We start from the raw sequence: 15,196 nt of genomic DNA, 5'->3' as shown, positions 1-15,196 counted from the left end.
CTTAGTCCTTTTTTGCGAGAGCGGCGCGCACGATCGTCAAGACGTCTTCGTCCATGTCGTCGGCACTCATCATCCATTTCAAATAGTCAGGGGCTTCGCCGGCCACCTCGGCCAGCGCGGCCCCCTTGTGCTTGCCTCGGCGGAAGACGCGCCCCTCTGCCTCGGGACTGAACCAGCGGTCCACTTCCGTCCGTGTCGGGGAGTACTCTTCGCAGTAGGCGTGGAGTCCGTCGAGGTCCTGAGGAATGTCAGGGTATCGGAGCAGTTGAGCCCCAAGAACGCCAGCCGACGTCCGGATGTCCCCCAGGGCGGTGTGGGCTTCCTCATGCTCGCGGTCGAGGTAGAAGCGCGCAGCCGCGGACAGATCACGACGCTCCTCACGGTGGAAGATGTTTTGCATGTCGACCACGCGGCGCCCTTCCATCGAGAAGCTCGTCTCACACCGGTCGAACTCGAACATCAGCATTGGGATGTCAAAGCGACGCACGTTAAACCCCGCGAGATCACAGCCTTCGAGCATGTCGACGAGGGACTTTGCTGTGCGGCAGAAGGGAGCCTCGTCCGCGACATCGGCGTCGGTAATGCCGTGAACCGCCGTAGCCTCTGCCGGAATCGGCATCTCAGGATTGAAACGACGCTCGCGCTCGAGGACGTCGCCGTGCGGCGTCCACTTGATGAACGCCAGTTCGACGATGCGGTCTTTCTTGATGTCGAGGCCGGTGGTCTCGAGGTCGAAGAAGACGAGGGGGCGGTCAAGCTTGAAAGGAAGTTTCATGGGGCGGAGAAGGTAGTCAGCGTTCGCGAGTCTCGGGAAGACGTGCGCACAAAGATCGGAAGCGCTTCGTATGCCGGACTTCGGGGAGAGGGAGCCACGGAGTATCTATAAGGAGAAGAAGCTCTTCCTTCGCCCTTAGTGCCGTTTCCAGCCACGCGAGACCCTCGTCCACTCGGCGCAGGCGAATGAGGAGCGCTCCAAGTCGTTCGCGATGTCTTCCCCTTCGTTCCGGTCTCCGACGAGTACGAGGACCAGTCCAAGAAACGCGGATCAGGCAGGGAGCACGTCCCGAGAGCTCTGCTGCCGCCCTGTGGTACATGACAGCTTCACCTATCCGGCCCAATTGCTCGGAGTACCGACCCAGATGGAAATAGGCCATGAAGTGCTCCGGGTCACGGTGGACCACACCGCTGGATCGAGCCTTGGCCGGCTCTCGTTTTCTGAAGGCGCCGAGGATGCGGGAGAAATCGGGCAACGCCCTACTCGGCGTCCTCCGCCTCGATGCCAAGGGCCTCGAGGACGACGGCTTCCTGTGCCGCGGCGTGCGTCGACGCCTTCCCTTCAGCTGGACTGGCCCGTTCGGGCCGAGCGGCGTAGGCAAGTGGGATTTTCCGAGGGACGACGGCCCGAAGACGCGGGCCCACGAACGTGAGGCCGCCCATGTTCCGCGGTTCCTCCTGTGCCCAGACCACTTCCTTCAGGTTGGGGAAGCGCCCGAGGAGCGCGGTGAGCGCTTCGGTGGGGAACGGGTAGAGAAGCTCCACGCGGGCGACTGCGACGTGCGGCAAGCCCGCCCGGCGGCTATGGCCTTGAATGTCGTAGTAGACTTTCCCGGAGCAAAGCACGAGTCTCGTGATCTGATCCAGACTCTCCGTGGTCGGGTCATCGAGGACGTGCTTGAAGCCGCCCTCCGCGAGTTCCGACATCGTGGACGTCGCCTTCGGATGGCGCAGGAGGCTCTTGGGCGTCATCACGATCATCGGTCGTTCAGGCCGTCGCAGGGCCTGGCGGCGAAGCATGTGGAAATACTGGGCCGGAGTCGTCGGATAGGTGACCCGCATGTTGTCCTCAGCGCACAGCTGAAGGAACCGCTCCAGTCGAGCGCTTGAGTGCTCGGGCCCTTGGCCTTCCTGACCGTGAGGCAGAAGCAGGGTGAGTCGCGAGTATTGTCCCCACTTCGTCAGACCTGACGAAAGGAACTGGTCGATCATGACTTGGGCGACGTTCACGAAGTCACCGAACTGCGCCTCCCACAACACGACGTCGTTGTCTGCGGCCACCGAGTAGCCGTACTCGAAACCGATGACGGCCGTCTCGGAGAGGGGAGAGTTGTGCACCTCGAGGCGTGCCCCGGCCATCGCGGCGAGCGGCACGAATTCGTCTCCATTTTTGGAATCGTGCAGCACTACGTGGCGATGACTGAACGTGCCCCGCTGCACGTCCTGCCCCGTGAAGCGAATGGGTATGTCCTCCAGCAGCAGGCTGCCGAAGGCGAGCGTTTCCGCGTAACCCCAGTCGATGGTGCGATTTGGCGAGAAGTCGCTCTCTCGACGCCCGAGTTGCCGCCACAGCTTGGGATGGGGCGTGAAGCCGTCCGGCACGTCGACCGTAGCCTTATTGATTCTCTCAAGCACCTCCAGCGCGACGCCTGTCGATTCCGGCACGACGGGTACTTCCTGCCTCTCATCGGGCTCGTCGTCCACGACTGGATCCGACTCGCGAACGTTGTCCTGCACCTCTCGGAGCTGGTCGATAATCGCGGCACGCATGTCAGCGACCTGAGCATCGTTGATCGCGCCCTCGTCGATGAGTCGGGCCGAGTAGAGCTCTTGAACCGTCTGATGCGCCGTGATCTTCCGGTACTTTACGGGCTGCGTGTATGCTGGCTCGTCGCCCTCGTTGTGACCGTGTCGGCGATAGCCGACGAGGTCGATCACGAAGTCGTCGTGGAACTCGCGCCGGAACGCCATCGCGAGTCGGATCGCACCAAGGCAGGCCTCGGGGTCATCCGCGTTCACGTGGATGATCGGAATGCCGTAGCCCTTCGCGAGATCGCTGGAGTAGTGTGTCGAGCGTCCGTCTCGCGGGTCTGTGGTGAAGCCGACCTGATTGTTCACGATGACGTGAATGGTCCCACCGACGTTGTAGCCATGCAGGCGAGCCATGTTGAGCGTCTCGGCGACGACGCCCTCGGCTGCGAAAGCTGCATCGCCGTGCATGAGTACGGGTACTACCGAGTCGAAGTCCGGCTCGGCACCCTTGGCCAGATTCTCAAACTGAAGCGCTCGTGCCATCCCGATAACCACGGGATTCACGAACTCGAGGTGACTTGGGTTCGGCGCGAGGGTGATGCGAACATCAGCACCGTCCACACGCCGCGTTCCGCGGGCGCCATGGTGATACTTCACGTCTCCCGTGCCCGCGACATCGAGTTGGCCGCCCTTGAATGAGGGTCCCTCGAATTCGGAGAGCAGTTCGCCGTACGACAGGCCAAGGGTATGTGTAAGGACGTTCAGCCGCCCCCGGTGCGCCATCCCCAGGACGACGTCATGGCCACCGCTTCTTCCGACTTCCTCGATCAGGAGGTCGAGCATGGGCACGAGCATGTCGTTGCCCTCGATCGAGAATCGTTTCTGCCCGAGATACGTCCGGTGCAGGAACTGCTCGAGACCTTCCGTTTCGCTGATGCGCTGAAGAAGCGCACGTCGGTCGGACGCGGTCAGCTCGGGTAGGTGGGACCCAGCCTCGACCTGCTGCCAGAGCCAGTTGACCGTGACGTGGTCGTCGAGATGCTCGAACTCGTAGCCGATCGAGCCGGCGTAGACCTCACCGAGGTCCGTGAGGGCGTCTGCCACAGAGCGATCACCGTGGTCGCTGTTCTCAGTCAGGACCAACGAGGCTGGCAGTGCCCCTAGCTCCTCCTGAGACGTACCGAAGAATGCAGGAGAGAGCTGCGGATGTCCCGGAGGCTCGCTTCCCAATGGATCGACCGCAGCCAGCCGATGCCCGTGATCTCGGAATGCCTGAATCAATGCCGTGGCACGCGACACCGCAGGCAGTAGCCTCAGGAGTGCTTGTGAATCGGAGTCCAGCTGAGACGGAATCAGTGCTGCGCCTGGGGTCAACGGCTCGGGTGGAAGAGCCGCGGGCGGATCTGCCGGGGCTGAGGCGGTAGTCGCTGCCGGCGTCTGGGCGACTGGAGGGGCTGGGGCAGCCACAGGCGCGTCGAGCGGACGACCGGTGTCCATCTGCTCGGGCACGAAGAGACCCTCGGCCATTGCCAAGCTCCCGCCGTTCTCAAAGAGTTTGCGCCACTCCGGGGGCAGAGCCTCCGGGTTGCGAGCATATTCTTCGAACATCGCCTGTGCGTAGGCGGCGTTCAGACTGTCGAAAAGGGTGTCGTCCGTCACGGTCCGATGGCCCAAGCAATGAAGAGGGGTCTCCGCCCCCGCGGACGCTTAAAGTAAAGCATTTTCCTTGGTGCATGGAGGGATCGTATGCGTTGGCCTAACTTCGCTCATGACTAGGCCCGTAGGAGATCACGGTGGCATCAGGCGCGTGACTGAATTCGTACTCGAGGAAGTGCCGGCCCTGGTCCACCCGGAATGGGTGGATCGCTTCCCGTGGTTGGTCCAGGGGACGACCACGCGAGGCCGCGGCGCGGCACCTTTCGACCTCGGCCTTTTCAGCAGTGGCAGCTCCGAACCGGTCGTGCGCAGCAACTGGCAGAATCTGGTCAGGCGAACGGGATGCTATGCCGCCTGGCACCAGCGTCAGGTACACGGCGCCGACGTGTTTCTGCATTCGTCACGGCATGGCGACTCCATCGGTCCCGCCGAGCCTCCGATTCTCAGCGAGCCCTGCGACGGCCAGGTCATCGATGAAGCCGGGGTCCTTGTAACTGTAGCCACCGCTGACTGTGTCCCGGTTTTTCTCGTAGATCCTGTTACAGAGACGGTTGGCGAGGTACATGCTGGGTGGCGAGGCGCTGCAGCTGGTGTTCTCGAGACAGGACTAGATGGGTTCGTGAGCCGGTTCGATTCAGCGATTGCCGATCTGCACATGCACCTGGGCCCCGCGATTTGCGACGCGTGTTACGAGGTGGGACCGGAGGTCTTCAAGGCGCTTGGCCAAATGGTGCCCGACGCTTCCCGACCGATCGACCTGAGGGGGGTCCTCGCGGCGCGGGCGACGAAGAGTGGCGTCCCGAAGGAGCAGATCACCATCTCCACACATTGCACCAAGTGCTCCGCGAGTAATCTCTTCTCCCACCGAAGCGGAGACGCCTGTCGGCAGGTCGGTTACATAGCGAAGCGCATGCCTAGGGGCTCGAGACATCCGGACGACGTGACGTGACCGACGCGGAACGACTTCGGCGCCGGATCGGCCTGTGTGTCACGTGCAAGCACCACCGGATCACGGGCAACCGCCGCGGGTCACGTTTCTATCTTTGCGAGCGCGCCAGCACGGATCAACGATATCGGCGGTACCCCCCACTTCCGGTTCTCCGGTGTGTGGGGTTCCAGGATGAGGAGCCCACACCAGGGGGATAGCATGCGGGCAATGCCTTCCGACAGTTGAGGATGTAAGTTCACTTCGTGAGCATGTCGATTTCTTCCCGCCGACCCAGCATCGAAGTCCGCCGCGACTCCGACGGCCGCGATCTTCAGGTAGACGTTTCGTTGGATCCAATCCGACTCGATGCCTCGGGCGCCTGGAGCGGAACAGCTTTGACTTCGTTCTCGGCACCGACTCGATTCCTCCCGAGGACATCGCTCGTGGCATAAGCGATGAGCTAGGCCAGTTGGCTACGGAGCTCGCCTCTGGTGTCCGACGCCACTACACCCGTCAGGAGACGCAACGCAGAAATGAGTGAACCTCTCTACATCGCGCGGGCAACGGTCGACAAGGTCGACGGACTGCACCGGCGCGGCACGCTCGAAGACGGGACCGAACTGGAGTTCGGAATTCACGGCCCCATCAAAGCTCACTACGGCATGGATTCCCAGCCGAACCTACCGCTGCCCGTCGACTATCTCGTCGCGGCAGCCGCCGGCTGACTACTCGGGACACTCAATGGCGCACTGGAGGTGCGCGGGATTACGGTTCCGAATGGTGATATCAGCTGTACGGCTGAAGGCACGAATGAGGTCGTAGAACGGATCATTCTGCTGACGAAGATCCATATGCACTATACGATCCGTCTGCCCTCAGAAGCCCCGGAGGACAAGGTGTCTCGGGCCTTGGAGACTCACGTGAGCAAGTGCCCCACGGCGCAGTCGATCAAGGACTCAGTGGAGATTACCTGGTCGGTGGAGTTTTTGGAGAACTAGGTCGAGACGAAGTCTGGGGAGGGGGATGTTGGGAGGAGTGTTGGGACACTGAGAGCGTCCCCCACCGTATCCGACGGGTTGTCGGGTAAGTGCGCCCATCGTCGACCGCATGCTGCATGAGCAAGGGCGCTAACTTGAGAGGGGCCGCAAGGCGTAGTGTTTCCGTCTAGTCTATGGGACCTAGTTTTTCGCATGACCTAGCGGACACATCAATTCTGCGGTCGGGTCGCGCGCGGCTGCGCGCGGTCATCAATTGAGGCCGTGCAGCTTGGATCTTCGGAGTACCGTAGACCGAACGATGAGGTTGAAGTTCTCGTGGGGCTCTGGCAGGCGGGGTCCGTTAGCGTCTGAGTCAGCGGGACGCGCGCTCACAACACACCTCCAGAGAGCCCTCGAGCCAGGTGCTAGTCCGAGAGCACTCCCTTCACCGCTCCAATCAGCCGAGCCCGCAGCGCCTCAGCCCTCACGCTGAACTCTCTCTGCCGACGTTGGTACTCGACGCGTCCGTCTGGCGTCTCCACCCGTACCGGCTCGAAGCCGAGGTCTTGGAGGTCGTACGGACTGGCCTCCATGTCGAGCACGCGCAGATCCGCGGCCAACTCGAAACAGTCCAGCAGGAGGTCGCTCCCGATCCAGGGCATCGCTGTGTAGGCCCAGCGATACAGATCCATGTTGGCGTGGATACAGCCGGGCTGCTCCATCTCGTGCCGGGTCGACCACTCGAGCTGAATGCGGTTCAGGGGCTTCGCTTCCGGAGCAAAAAACCGGTAGGCGTCAAAGTGACTGCATGCGACGGGTCGGCTCTCGACGAACTCGTCGACCTCTTCCTGGGGTAGTCGAAGCGGCGCGATTCCGGCGTGACGAACGTCGTCGCCCTTGTAGACCATCGCCCACTCGTGGACCCCGTAGCACCCGAAGTTCGCGGGTCGACTTTGCGTGGCGACCAGAACGTCCACCACCTCGTGCAGTTGCTCTCGGCCCTTGTGGGAGAGGGCGCCGAGGTCGTGCGTGAGGACACCGGCATCTACGCGGTACTCCGGAGCTCCGAAGCGATCGCGGGCTTGGGGAGAGTCTGCGAGGGACTCCGATGGGGCGGGGTGCCAGGCTTCGAGCTTCCCCGGTGAGTACATGTAGTACTGGAAAAGGAAATCGTGGACCGGGTGCTTCTCGTGGCGAGAGCGCCGCTCTTTGTATGGAAGAGTCCATCGCTGCACGCGCTCGAGATGTGAAGCGGCCCGTGCGTGCCACGCCGTGAAGGTCAGGAGTCGTGCGTCGGACGTGTGCGTCGTGGCGGGCTGAGTGTCGAGCATGTGTGCCGGCCTCAGAATCCCCACTAGAGTCGAACGGCGGTGAGGTTGTCACGAGGATCTGCAGGCCCGACGTCCGACGTCAAGGTGTAGCTCGCCATGATGCCAGCGTGCAGTGTGATTCGATATCCGACGGAACGCTCCCACCGAGTCACATCCCAGTCCCAGTTTCCGAAGGTGGAGCTCTCGTTGAAGGCGATGCGGCTGCACCGCGCGGCGACGCCGACCTGGGCTTCGAAAATGTTTACTCCTTGGCCGGTGATATCGCCGTGACTGTTCTCAAGGTACGTGGGGCCAGAGGAGTGTTCAAACGCCACAATGCTTGACCGATCCAGGTCGTGAGCTGGGCGCGAGTCCGTTCCACCGGATCTCACGGGATCGAGGGGCACTACGTAATCGGTTCCTGATCTCGATATCTTGCGTTGCCCCGATCGCAGAGCGCAGTTGAGCGGTCCGTCGATAATAGTCGAGTTGTGAAAGATGCCGCAGTTCATTTGTAGCGTTTGCAGCGAATCGTTCAGCGTTCCTGCGGCAGCTCTGGAGAAGTTCCCGGGCTGGGAGCCGAAGTATTGCCGAGAGCATTCTCCGAACAAGAAAGACTCTGCGGCAAAGCCGAAGAAGAAGGCTGCGAAGAAACCGCGGCCCGCAGCCTCAGCGACGCGGGAGGAGAACCTCACGCGTGCCGAAGTGCTGGAGAAGTACACGGCCGGCCCAAAGACCGGTGTGTTCACCGATGGCAGCAGTCACCCCAATCCAGGGCCTGGCGGGTGGGGTTTCGTCTGGGTGACGGAGGGTGACATCCAGCGCGAGGGGTACGGTGCCGCTGACGATACGACGAACAATCGCATGGAGCTGAAGGCGCTGATCGAGGCCTACAAAGCCCTCCCAGCGGATACGACCGTGACGGTATTCTCCGATAGCCAGCTGTGCGTGAACACGATCAACGACTGGGCTCCGAAGTGGGAACGGGCTGGCTGGACGCGCAAGAGTGGGCCACTGAAGAATCTAGATCTGGTGAAGGAGCTGCTGGAGCTCTTCCGGGCGCATCCAGATTGCCCACTCGAGTGGATGCGTGCGCACGCTGGCTCACTGTGGAACGAGTATGCGGATTCGCTCGCGACGGCGTGGAGGCGGTCGGAGCTCTAGTGGTCGCAACTCTCATTGTGGTCGCGTTGCTGTGCGCAGCGCCGGAGATGCGAACATGACGTATCCGAAAAAGTGACCACCCTCGTGGGCGAGGATGGTCACTGGAGCCAGAACCGCAGCGAGCGTGGCTGCGAACAGCCGCGCCCTGCCGATCGTTGGCGAGTTCGGTCAGGCTGATCCTGCCTGTGGGCCGTGGAGTACCGCGTTTCGTACGCAATCCACGATCAGATCTACCTCGGCCGACGTCACTTGGAAGTGCGGTGTGAAGCGGAGGGAGTTCTCACCTCCGTGGATGACACCGATACCCTTCAGTCGCATGAACTCCTCTGCACTCTCCGTTCCGTAGGCCTTGAATCGTGGCTCGAGTTCACACGAGAAGAGCAGTCCAGTGCCCTCGACCTTTGTGATCGCACCGTCGAGCTCAACCGCGAGGGCCTTCAGCTTCTCCACGAATTCATGGCCGCGATCCACGATGTTCTCGCGGATCTCATCGGTGACCATGTCAAGTACCGCGCTGCCGATGTCCATGGCGCGGGGGTTTCCGGTCATTGTGTTGCCGTAGATGCCCTTCCGGTACAGGTCCGCCGACTCGGCCGTCAATGCCAGAATCGAGAGCGGATACTGCCCAGCGTTCAGCGCCTTCGAATACGTCTCGAGATCGGGCGCCTCCATCTCGCGGAAGCCTGGATAGTCGATGAAGGAGAGGTACCCAGTGGTGCGGATACCCGCCTGAATGGAATCAACCAGCAGGATCGTGCCGTGACCTTTGGTGAGGGCGCGTGCAGTCGAGTAGAACTCGGGCGTAATCGCGACACCCGGGTTCCCCTCGCCCATGACGGGCTCCATGAAGAACGCCTCGATGAAGTAGCCGTTAGCACCGGCATCGGCGTACATCGCTTTCAATCCATCCACATCGTTCGCTTCGACCGTCAGCAACTCTGCGTCGCGGAAGGTGGCGAGATGCTTCGCGTAGGAGCCGACACACGAATCAGAAAATTGAGCAGGTCGTCCGGTCCGACCGTGGAACCCGCCAGCGAGAGACAGCTTCTTCACGGGCTTACCGGCGTGTCGCCCACCCTCGTCTGTCATCTCCTTGGCGTTCACGTCTGCGATACGTGTCGCGACCGAGACCGACTCGGAACCGGAGTTCATCGAGATAAAGTGCGTAAACGGACAGCCATGCTCGCGCGTCTGGCCGATCTCTTTTTCGAGAGCCTTGGTGAGGCGGTACTGAGCGGGACTCGGCGTCATGACATTCGCCATTGCCTGTGGCTTGGTCATGGCCTGGATGATCGTCCCCGGAACATGTCCGAAGCCGAGCATGCCGTAGCCGCCGTTGTCGTGCAGGACAGCACCTTTTGTCGTCACGATCCACGGCCCGTAAGCAGCCAGCGACACATAAGGGTTGACCGTATCGTCTGCGTAGAAGTTGACGATATTCCTTTCGATTTCCGCGACCTGCTCGACTTCCCCCATCGCCATCAATTCGGGGAATTCTCGGTTCAGTGATTCGAACTCTTCCGTGGCCGCGTTGACGGCCTCGGCCAAGGTCGGGTCGCTGGTGACGAACTGACACACAGTGGTGTCGTCGAGACCGACGGTGCGCCGCTCGCCGGCACTGGAACGGATCGCTTCAAGCTGCTCAAGGACACCAGTCACAGTAGACCTCTCAGACTCGTTGTTCGGTTTGTTGGCGGGAGGGGAAATAATCTTGCAGGAGAGGGAGGGTGTTGGGGAGGGGGGGGGCATATTTATCGATGGATCGACCAGTGCTGCCCACTAGTATGGAAGCTGGCTCGGCTCATTCTGCTGACCCTCGGCCCGGTCGTCGACGTGGCAACTTGCGCACTCGGTCGTCCCGACCCAACTCGCTTCCGGAGCGGGCGTGGACTGGGTGGTTACCTCATCCCCACATGCTCCGAGGACCAGTAGCATCATCCATCGACTCTTCCTCATAGTGAGAAGTTCGTGATGGCTCATAGCCAGGCAAGTCCGGAGGGTAGCTATTGCCCCGTTGTAACTTGAACGAGTGGTCCTGAGCCTGATGCCCCTGAGCGTATGACCAACCTCATCGCAATGATCGTACTCGCGGCAACCGCCGCGGTCTTCGCGTTCCTGATTCCGTTCGCGATCCACCGCTCGTACCTGCTCGTTCTGGCTCGTCGCGCGCGCGACGAGATCCGTGACCCGTGGCCGGAAGAAGACCTGCCGAGGGTGACCGTTCAACTCCCCATGTACAATGAGCGACAGGTTGCGGCCAGGGTCATCGACGCGGCCGCCCAGCTCGACTATCCGAGTGCTCTGCTTGAGATCCAGGTGCTCGATGACTCCGACGACATCACGGTCTCGCTGGTCGCCGAGCGGGTCGCTTGGTGGGGGGCACGCGGGGTTCAGATCGAGCAGGTCAGGCGTGACGCCCGGACCGGCTACAAGGCCGGAGCACTTTCAGAGGGTGTGGCGCGGTCACGGGGAGAGTTTCTCTTCGTCCTCGACGCGGACTTTGTGCCGTCGCCCGATACGCTACGCGACCTTCTCATGCCCATGCAGGACCCCGATGTGGGCATGGTGCAGGCCGCCTGGTCGCATCTGAATCGCTTCACGAACTGGCTCACGGAATCGCAAGGCTTCTTGCTTGACGGGCACTTTCTGTACGAGCAGGGTGGGCGATATCGAGGTGGACGGTTTTTCAACTTCAACGGCACGGCCGGGTTGTGGCGACGCACCTGTATGGAGGATGCCGGAGGATGGCAGTCTGACACTCTGACCGAGGATCTCGATCTCAGCTATCGGGCTCAGATGGCGGGCTGGCGCTTTGCCTACCTCGACGATGTACAGGTCCCTGCCGAGATCCCGGATTCGGTCATGGCACTCGAACTGCAGCAACGGCGCTGGGCACAGGGCGGTGTTCAGACCGGGCGGAAAGTGCTCCCGGCGCTGTTGCGGGGACCGTTCCCCTTCGCGGTGAAGACCGAAGCCGTCATTCATCTGTTCGGACACATGGCCCACCCGCTCACGTGGCTTCTGGCGCTCCTCCTTTTCCCGTCTGCCATCGCACGACGGGCTCTCGGGCTTGATCACCTTCTCGGTCTGGATGTGTTCCTCTTTGGAGCTGCGACCGTTCCGTTTATCCTCTTCTACTGGATGGCCGGGGAGGAGCGCGGGGTCGCACGCAGGGGTCGGTTTCGAAGCGTCTTGCGAACGCTCGCCATGGGGATCGGCCTGTCGGTGCCGGTGACGCACGCGGTCCTGCGAGGGCTGCGTGGTACCGAGGACGCTTTCGAGCGGACACCGAAACGCGGCTCGTCTGGGATGGCCTCCTACGCGGCGGCCGTGCCGCTTCCGTTCGGGACCATCGCCAAGGTCTCTATGGCCTTCCTGATGACGGGGTACCTCCTCGGTGCCATAGCTGGTGGGTACTGGGGCCAGCTGCCCTTTATCGTCCTGTTCCTGTCCGGCTACATGGCCCTGGGGCTACCGGTTCTTCAGTCGCACATCTCCCGTCGCCTCGCCTCGATACGCCTGCCAGGCATCGAAAAAAAGAAAGATGAGAAACGGTATCCAGAGGGCCATGCGAGCGCCGATGGGCTGCACCCAATCCCCGGTGTCTCGATATGCTCCGAGGCCGTAGTAGCCGATGAATGCGAGGCCGCTTAGGAGAACGAAGGGCCGGTTCGCGCGGAGAGCGGCCATCGGCAGCATCCAGAGGATGTACCAGGGATGGAAGGTCGGGGTCAGGACCATGCCCGTTCCGAGTACCCACAGCAGCGTACGTTCGAGATCGAAGCGCCTCCATGCGGACCAACCGATGACCCCGATCATGATTGCGGCAGCCGCCCGACGCGCCTCATCCGGATCGCCGGTCAGCACTTCGAGCGCGGTGAACGGCCCCTTCATGAACCACCAGTTCTCACTGTATGTGCGGAGGCCGGCGAACAGAGCGGAGCCTGCCGACAGGTATGGTGAGTACAGGGCGACGATCACGAGCGAGAACCCCATGAAGGCTCGCCATCCGAGCCGTCGCACCAGTCCAGGAAGAGCGGCAGCCGGAGCGAATTTGGTCAGCGCGGAGAGTGCCAGCGCCGCGCCTGCGGCAATGGCTACAATCTGTTGCCCGTGCGCCGGCGCACCGCCTGCTGAGCACACCGGACCAGCCCTATCCGGGGCGGGATGGGAGGTGGTCCGGCTCGCGTCACGAGAGGCCGGGACTCGGTCGCTGGCCCATATCGCCATAGCGAGCATGAGCAGCCCGAGGGGTTCGAGGTGACCGTTCCATGCGACCTCGACAATGAGGAGAGGGGCCCAGGCGTACAGCAACAATGGCAGCGCTGGCTCGACTCCCCTGTCGACCGCGATGCGGCTGATGACCCAAGCGGTAGCAAGGTCACAACCGACCCAGAGCAACTTCATGAGAAGCACGCTGGACCCGACACCCGCGATCAGGAGGAAGGCGATCTGAGCCAGTGGCGGATAGATCGTCGGGACCGTCGGGTTATTGATCAGACTATGCCAGACGGTTCGGAGGCCTTCGACCTCGGCGGCCCCAGGGGCGAAGAGGTAGGGGTTCAGGCCCGACAACTGCACGTGCCCGTCCCACAGATACCGATAGAAGTCGTCGGTGAGGCCTGGGGCCAGTGGCAGCAACGCGACCCGGCTCGCGACGGCTACGAGCCAGATCGCTCGCAGCGTGAGGGGTTCGTTCGCCTGATCGCGGGCGACCCGTGCCGCCATCACGTAGATCGAGAATGCGAGCCCGAAGATGGGCAGGCTTGGCCAAGGGAACGCATGCACGGAAGGGAACCATGCCAGCGTCGCGATTACCGCGGTCATCGCCAGACCGTACCCGAGCAACAGGTACTTCTTCATGCTCCGATGGCCGCTATGCAGGTGCTGCTCTCGTGAGTGGGCGCCTCGCCGTGATGATGCCGGCCCTGAACGAGGAGGAGGCGCTTCCCGCCATTCTGGCCGCGATGCCAGCATCCGTCGATCGCGTCGTGGTCGCCGACAACGGATCGACCGATGGCACGGTTGCCGTGGCCCGGGCAGCTGGGGCGGACGTCGTCCACGAAGCCGAGCGCGGCTACGGCGCGGCTTGCCTCGCCGGGATTCGTCATCTGGCCAGCCTGGACGTGCATCCGGAAGTCCTCGTGTTCATGGATGCCGATGGGAGCGACGATCCGTTGGACATCGAGCGCGTGGCGGCGCCAATCCTGGAGGGCCGCGCAGACTTCGTGCTCGGTGTGCGAAAGGGAGTAGACGGTGACGTCGGCACGATCCTTCCTCACGCCCGTCTGGGCAACCGCCTGATTCTCGGACTCGTTCGTCTCATGTTTCGCGAGTCCTTCGACGACCTGCCGCCGTTCCGAGCCATTCGGTTCTCGAGACTGCTGGAACTGGAGATGGACGATCGGAACTGGGGCTGGACCCTGCAGATGCAGATCCGGGCGGCTCGACAGGGACTGCGTATCGTCGAAACAGAGGTTGCCCATCGCCGTCGTGCGGAGGGAGAGTCAAAAATTTCAGGCTCGCTCATGATGTCGATACGCGTTGGAGCGAAGATGTTCTACACACTGGCTCGGGAACGCCTGCGGTAAGCTGGATTCTGTGAATTGGGTCTCGAGATCAGGGTCTCACGGATAGCGTGCGAGGAAGTGCTCAACGGCCTCCCACGATTTGTCGGGAAGCTCTTCCGGGGGGATATGCCCACATGCCTCCAGCACGGTGAGCTCAGCGTTTGGCATTGCTTCCTCGAGTCTCTTTGCGACCCAGAGTGGGATGACGCGGTCATGCTCTCCCCAAAGAAGAAGAGTGGGAATAGTGATCTCCGGATAGCGACCGGTGATATGGTCGATGTCGTCCGGGAGGATCTCCTTCCCCATCGCCAGGGCCGCTCGGGCTCCGCCGTGCTCCTGCAGCGGGCGCGCATAGGTCTCGATCTGCTCCCGGGTGATGGAGTCGGGGTCATGAACGATCTGCTTGAGCGCGACTCCGATGACACGCTGGGCACCGACGACGAGAAGCACCAATCGCGACAACCGTGGGTAACGCGCCATTGCAACGAAGGGCGGTAGAGGCTGCCGCATGGCCGCCGCCGCGACCAGTACGAGTCTGTCGACAGGCAGAGCCCCCTGATCAATCAGCATCAGGGTGGAAAGCAGGGCGATTCCTCCGCCCATGGAGTGACCGATCAGCGTGATTCGGCCGAGGTCCATTTCGCCGACGAGTTCTTTGACGAGACGCGCCTGTTCCGCTGGCGTGTACGTCCCATCGGCCGGCTTCGGGGCGTCGCCGAACCCCATGAAGTCGACGCTGATTACCCTCCCGAACAGGGCGAGTCGGGGCGCCCATGCATGCCAAGTATAGGAACTGCCGCCATATCCGTGGAGCAGTAGGAAGGTCGGTTTGTCCCCGCCTTGATCTTGGCTCCCCGAGGCCGAATCCGGCGAGGTCACCTCCGTCACCGAAAGCGGGAGCGACGTGCGAACGACCCGGCTGGTCATCGCTGGAGCCTGAGTATGCGGCCCCCGAGCTGTTCGAGCCGAGCGGCCGTATCCGGATGGCAGGTGAAGGCAAAGACTTGCCGAGTCTTCGAAAGTTCGGACAGTGCTACGAGACCGCGGTCCCGTCGCTCCTCGTCC

13 protein-coding genes are annotated in these 15,196 nt (G+C 62.3%); 6 read left to right on the top strand and 7 right to left on the bottom strand.

The genetic code is table 11. The features are described from left to right. Nucleotide 1: 1 nt before the first annotated feature. Together OSA81_07430 and OSA81_07425 are read right to left on the bottom strand one after the other, a co-directional pair. Entirely contained in the window at nt 2-775 is a 774-nt protein-coding gene (locus tag OSA81_07430) for an exonuclease domain-containing protein (protein ID MDE0898831.1), read from the bottom strand. A 479-nt stretch (nt 776-1,254) separates the two neighbouring features. Continuing rightward, nucleotides 1,255-4,200, bottom strand: coding sequence for a 2-oxoglutarate dehydrogenase E1 component (locus OSA81_07425; protein ID MDE0898830.1), 2,946 nt, complete (start codon nt 4,198-4,200; stop codon nt 1,255-1,257). A gap of 133 nt (nt 4,201-4,333) precedes the next feature. On the opposite strand from OSA81_07425, the gene OSA81_07420 reads away from it, so the two are divergent. The 3 genes from OSA81_07420 (at nt 4,334) to OSA81_07410 (ending at nt 6,108) form a co-directional block, all read left to right on the top strand. After that, a complete protein-coding gene (locus OSA81_07420) occupies nt 4,334-5,131 on the top strand; it encodes a polyphenol oxidase family protein (GenBank protein ID MDE0898829.1) in 798 nt (265 codons plus the stop codon). A 512-nt stretch (nt 5,132-5,643) separates the two neighbouring features. After that, complete coding sequence (locus tag OSA81_07415) at nt 5,644-5,835, top strand: hypothetical protein (protein MDE0898828.1); 192 nt, start codon at nt 5,644-5,646, stop codon at nt 5,833-5,835. A gap of 24 nt (nt 5,836-5,859) precedes the next feature. Further along, nucleotides 5,860-6,108 (top strand): OsmC family protein, encoded by a 249-nt coding sequence (locus OSA81_07410; GenBank protein MDE0898827.1) that lies wholly within the window; start codon nt 5,860-5,862, stop codon nt 6,106-6,108. A gap of 404 nt (nt 6,109-6,512) precedes the next feature. On the opposite strand, the gene OSA81_07405 is transcribed toward OSA81_07410, so the two are convergent. Then, a complete protein-coding gene (locus OSA81_07405) occupies nt 6,513-7,418 on the bottom strand; it encodes a hypothetical protein (GenBank protein ID MDE0898826.1) in 906 nt (301 codons plus the stop codon). Between the two features lie 23 nt (nt 7,419-7,441). Further along, nucleotides 7,442-7,732 (bottom strand): hypothetical protein, encoded by a 291-nt coding sequence (locus OSA81_07400; GenBank protein ID MDE0898825.1) that lies wholly within the window; start codon nt 7,730-7,732, stop codon nt 7,442-7,444. Between the two features lie 163 nt (nt 7,733-7,895). Between OSA81_07400 and OSA81_07395 the strand changes: the two genes are divergently transcribed. Further along, nucleotides 7,896-8,561 carry a ribonuclease HI gene (locus OSA81_07395; GenBank protein ID MDE0898824.1) on the top strand — a complete coding sequence of 222 codons (666 nt, stop codon included), beginning with the start codon at nt 7,896-7,898 and terminating at the stop codon, nt 8,559-8,561. A 168-nt stretch (nt 8,562-8,729) separates the two neighbouring features. Here the strand turns inward: OSA81_07395 and OSA81_07390 are convergent, their stop codons facing one another. Both OSA81_07390 and OSA81_07385 read right to left on the bottom strand, forming a co-directional pair. Then, nucleotides 8,730-10,220 carry an aminotransferase class III-fold pyridoxal phosphate-dependent enzyme gene (locus OSA81_07390; GenBank protein ID MDE0898823.1) on the bottom strand — a complete coding sequence of 497 codons (1,491 nt, stop codon included), beginning with the start codon at nt 10,218-10,220 and terminating at the stop codon, nt 8,730-8,732. A gap of 120 nt (nt 10,221-10,340) precedes the next feature. Beyond that, entirely contained in the window at nt 10,341-10,499 is a 159-nt protein-coding gene (locus tag OSA81_07385; protein ID MDE0898822.1) for a hypothetical protein, read from the bottom strand. Between the two features lie 120 nt (nt 10,500-10,619). On the opposite strand from OSA81_07385, the gene OSA81_07380 reads away from it, so the two are divergent. Both OSA81_07380 and OSA81_07375 read left to right on the top strand, forming a co-directional pair. Further along, on the top strand, nt 10,620-12,215 hold the full coding sequence (locus OSA81_07380) for a glycosyltransferase (protein ID MDE0898821.1): 1,596 nt from the start codon (nt 10,620-10,622) through the stop codon (nt 12,213-12,215). A gap of 1,241 nt (nt 12,216-13,456) precedes the next feature. Then, a complete protein-coding gene (locus OSA81_07375) occupies nt 13,457-14,152 on the top strand; it encodes a glycosyltransferase family 2 protein (protein MDE0898820.1) in 696 nt (231 codons plus the stop codon). Between the two features lie 36 nt (nt 14,153-14,188). On the opposite strand, the gene OSA81_07370 is transcribed toward OSA81_07375, so the two are convergent. Beyond that, a complete protein-coding gene (locus OSA81_07370; GenBank protein ID MDE0898819.1) occupies nt 14,189-15,058 on the bottom strand; it encodes an alpha/beta hydrolase in 870 nt (289 codons plus the stop codon). Between the last annotated feature and the right edge of the window lie 138 nt (nt 15,059-15,196).

The sequence above is a fragment of the Longimicrobiales bacterium genome (assembly GCA_028823235.1).
Classification (GTDB): Bacteria; Gemmatimonadota; Gemmatimonadetes; order Longimicrobiales; family Gaopeijiaceae; genus UBA2589.
The sequence above is the reverse complement of the archived record's forward strand: the minus strand, read 5'-3'. Positions and strand labels throughout refer to the sequence as shown.

Excerpts from the sequence above, each read along its gene's own strand:
- OSA81_07430 (MDE0898831.1), bottom strand. The coding sequence starts at position 775 with ATGAAACTTCCTTTCAAGCTTGACCGCCCCCTCGTCTTCTTCGACCTC.
- OSA81_07415 (MDE0898828.1), top strand. The coding sequence starts at position 5,644 with ATGAGTGAACCTCTCTACATCGCGCGGGCAACGGTCGACAAGGTCGAC.
- OSA81_07380 (MDE0898821.1), top strand. The coding sequence starts at position 10,620 with ATGACCAACCTCATCGCAATGATCGTACTCGCGGCAACCGCCGCGGTC.
- OSA81_07395 (MDE0898824.1), top strand. The coding sequence starts at position 7,896 with ATGCCGCAGTTCATTTGTAGCGTTTGCAGCGAATCGTTCAGCGTTCCT.
- OSA81_07405 (MDE0898826.1), bottom strand. The coding sequence starts at position 7,418 with ATGCTCGACACTCAGCCCGCCACGACGCACACGTCCGACGCACGACTC.
- OSA81_07385 (MDE0898822.1), bottom strand. The coding sequence starts at position 10,499 with ATGATGCTACTGGTCCTCGGAGCATGTGGGGATGAGGTAACCACCCAG.
- OSA81_07370 (MDE0898819.1), bottom strand. The coding sequence starts at position 15,058 with ATGACCAGCCGGGTCGTTCGCACGTCGCTCCCGCTTTCGGTGACGGAG.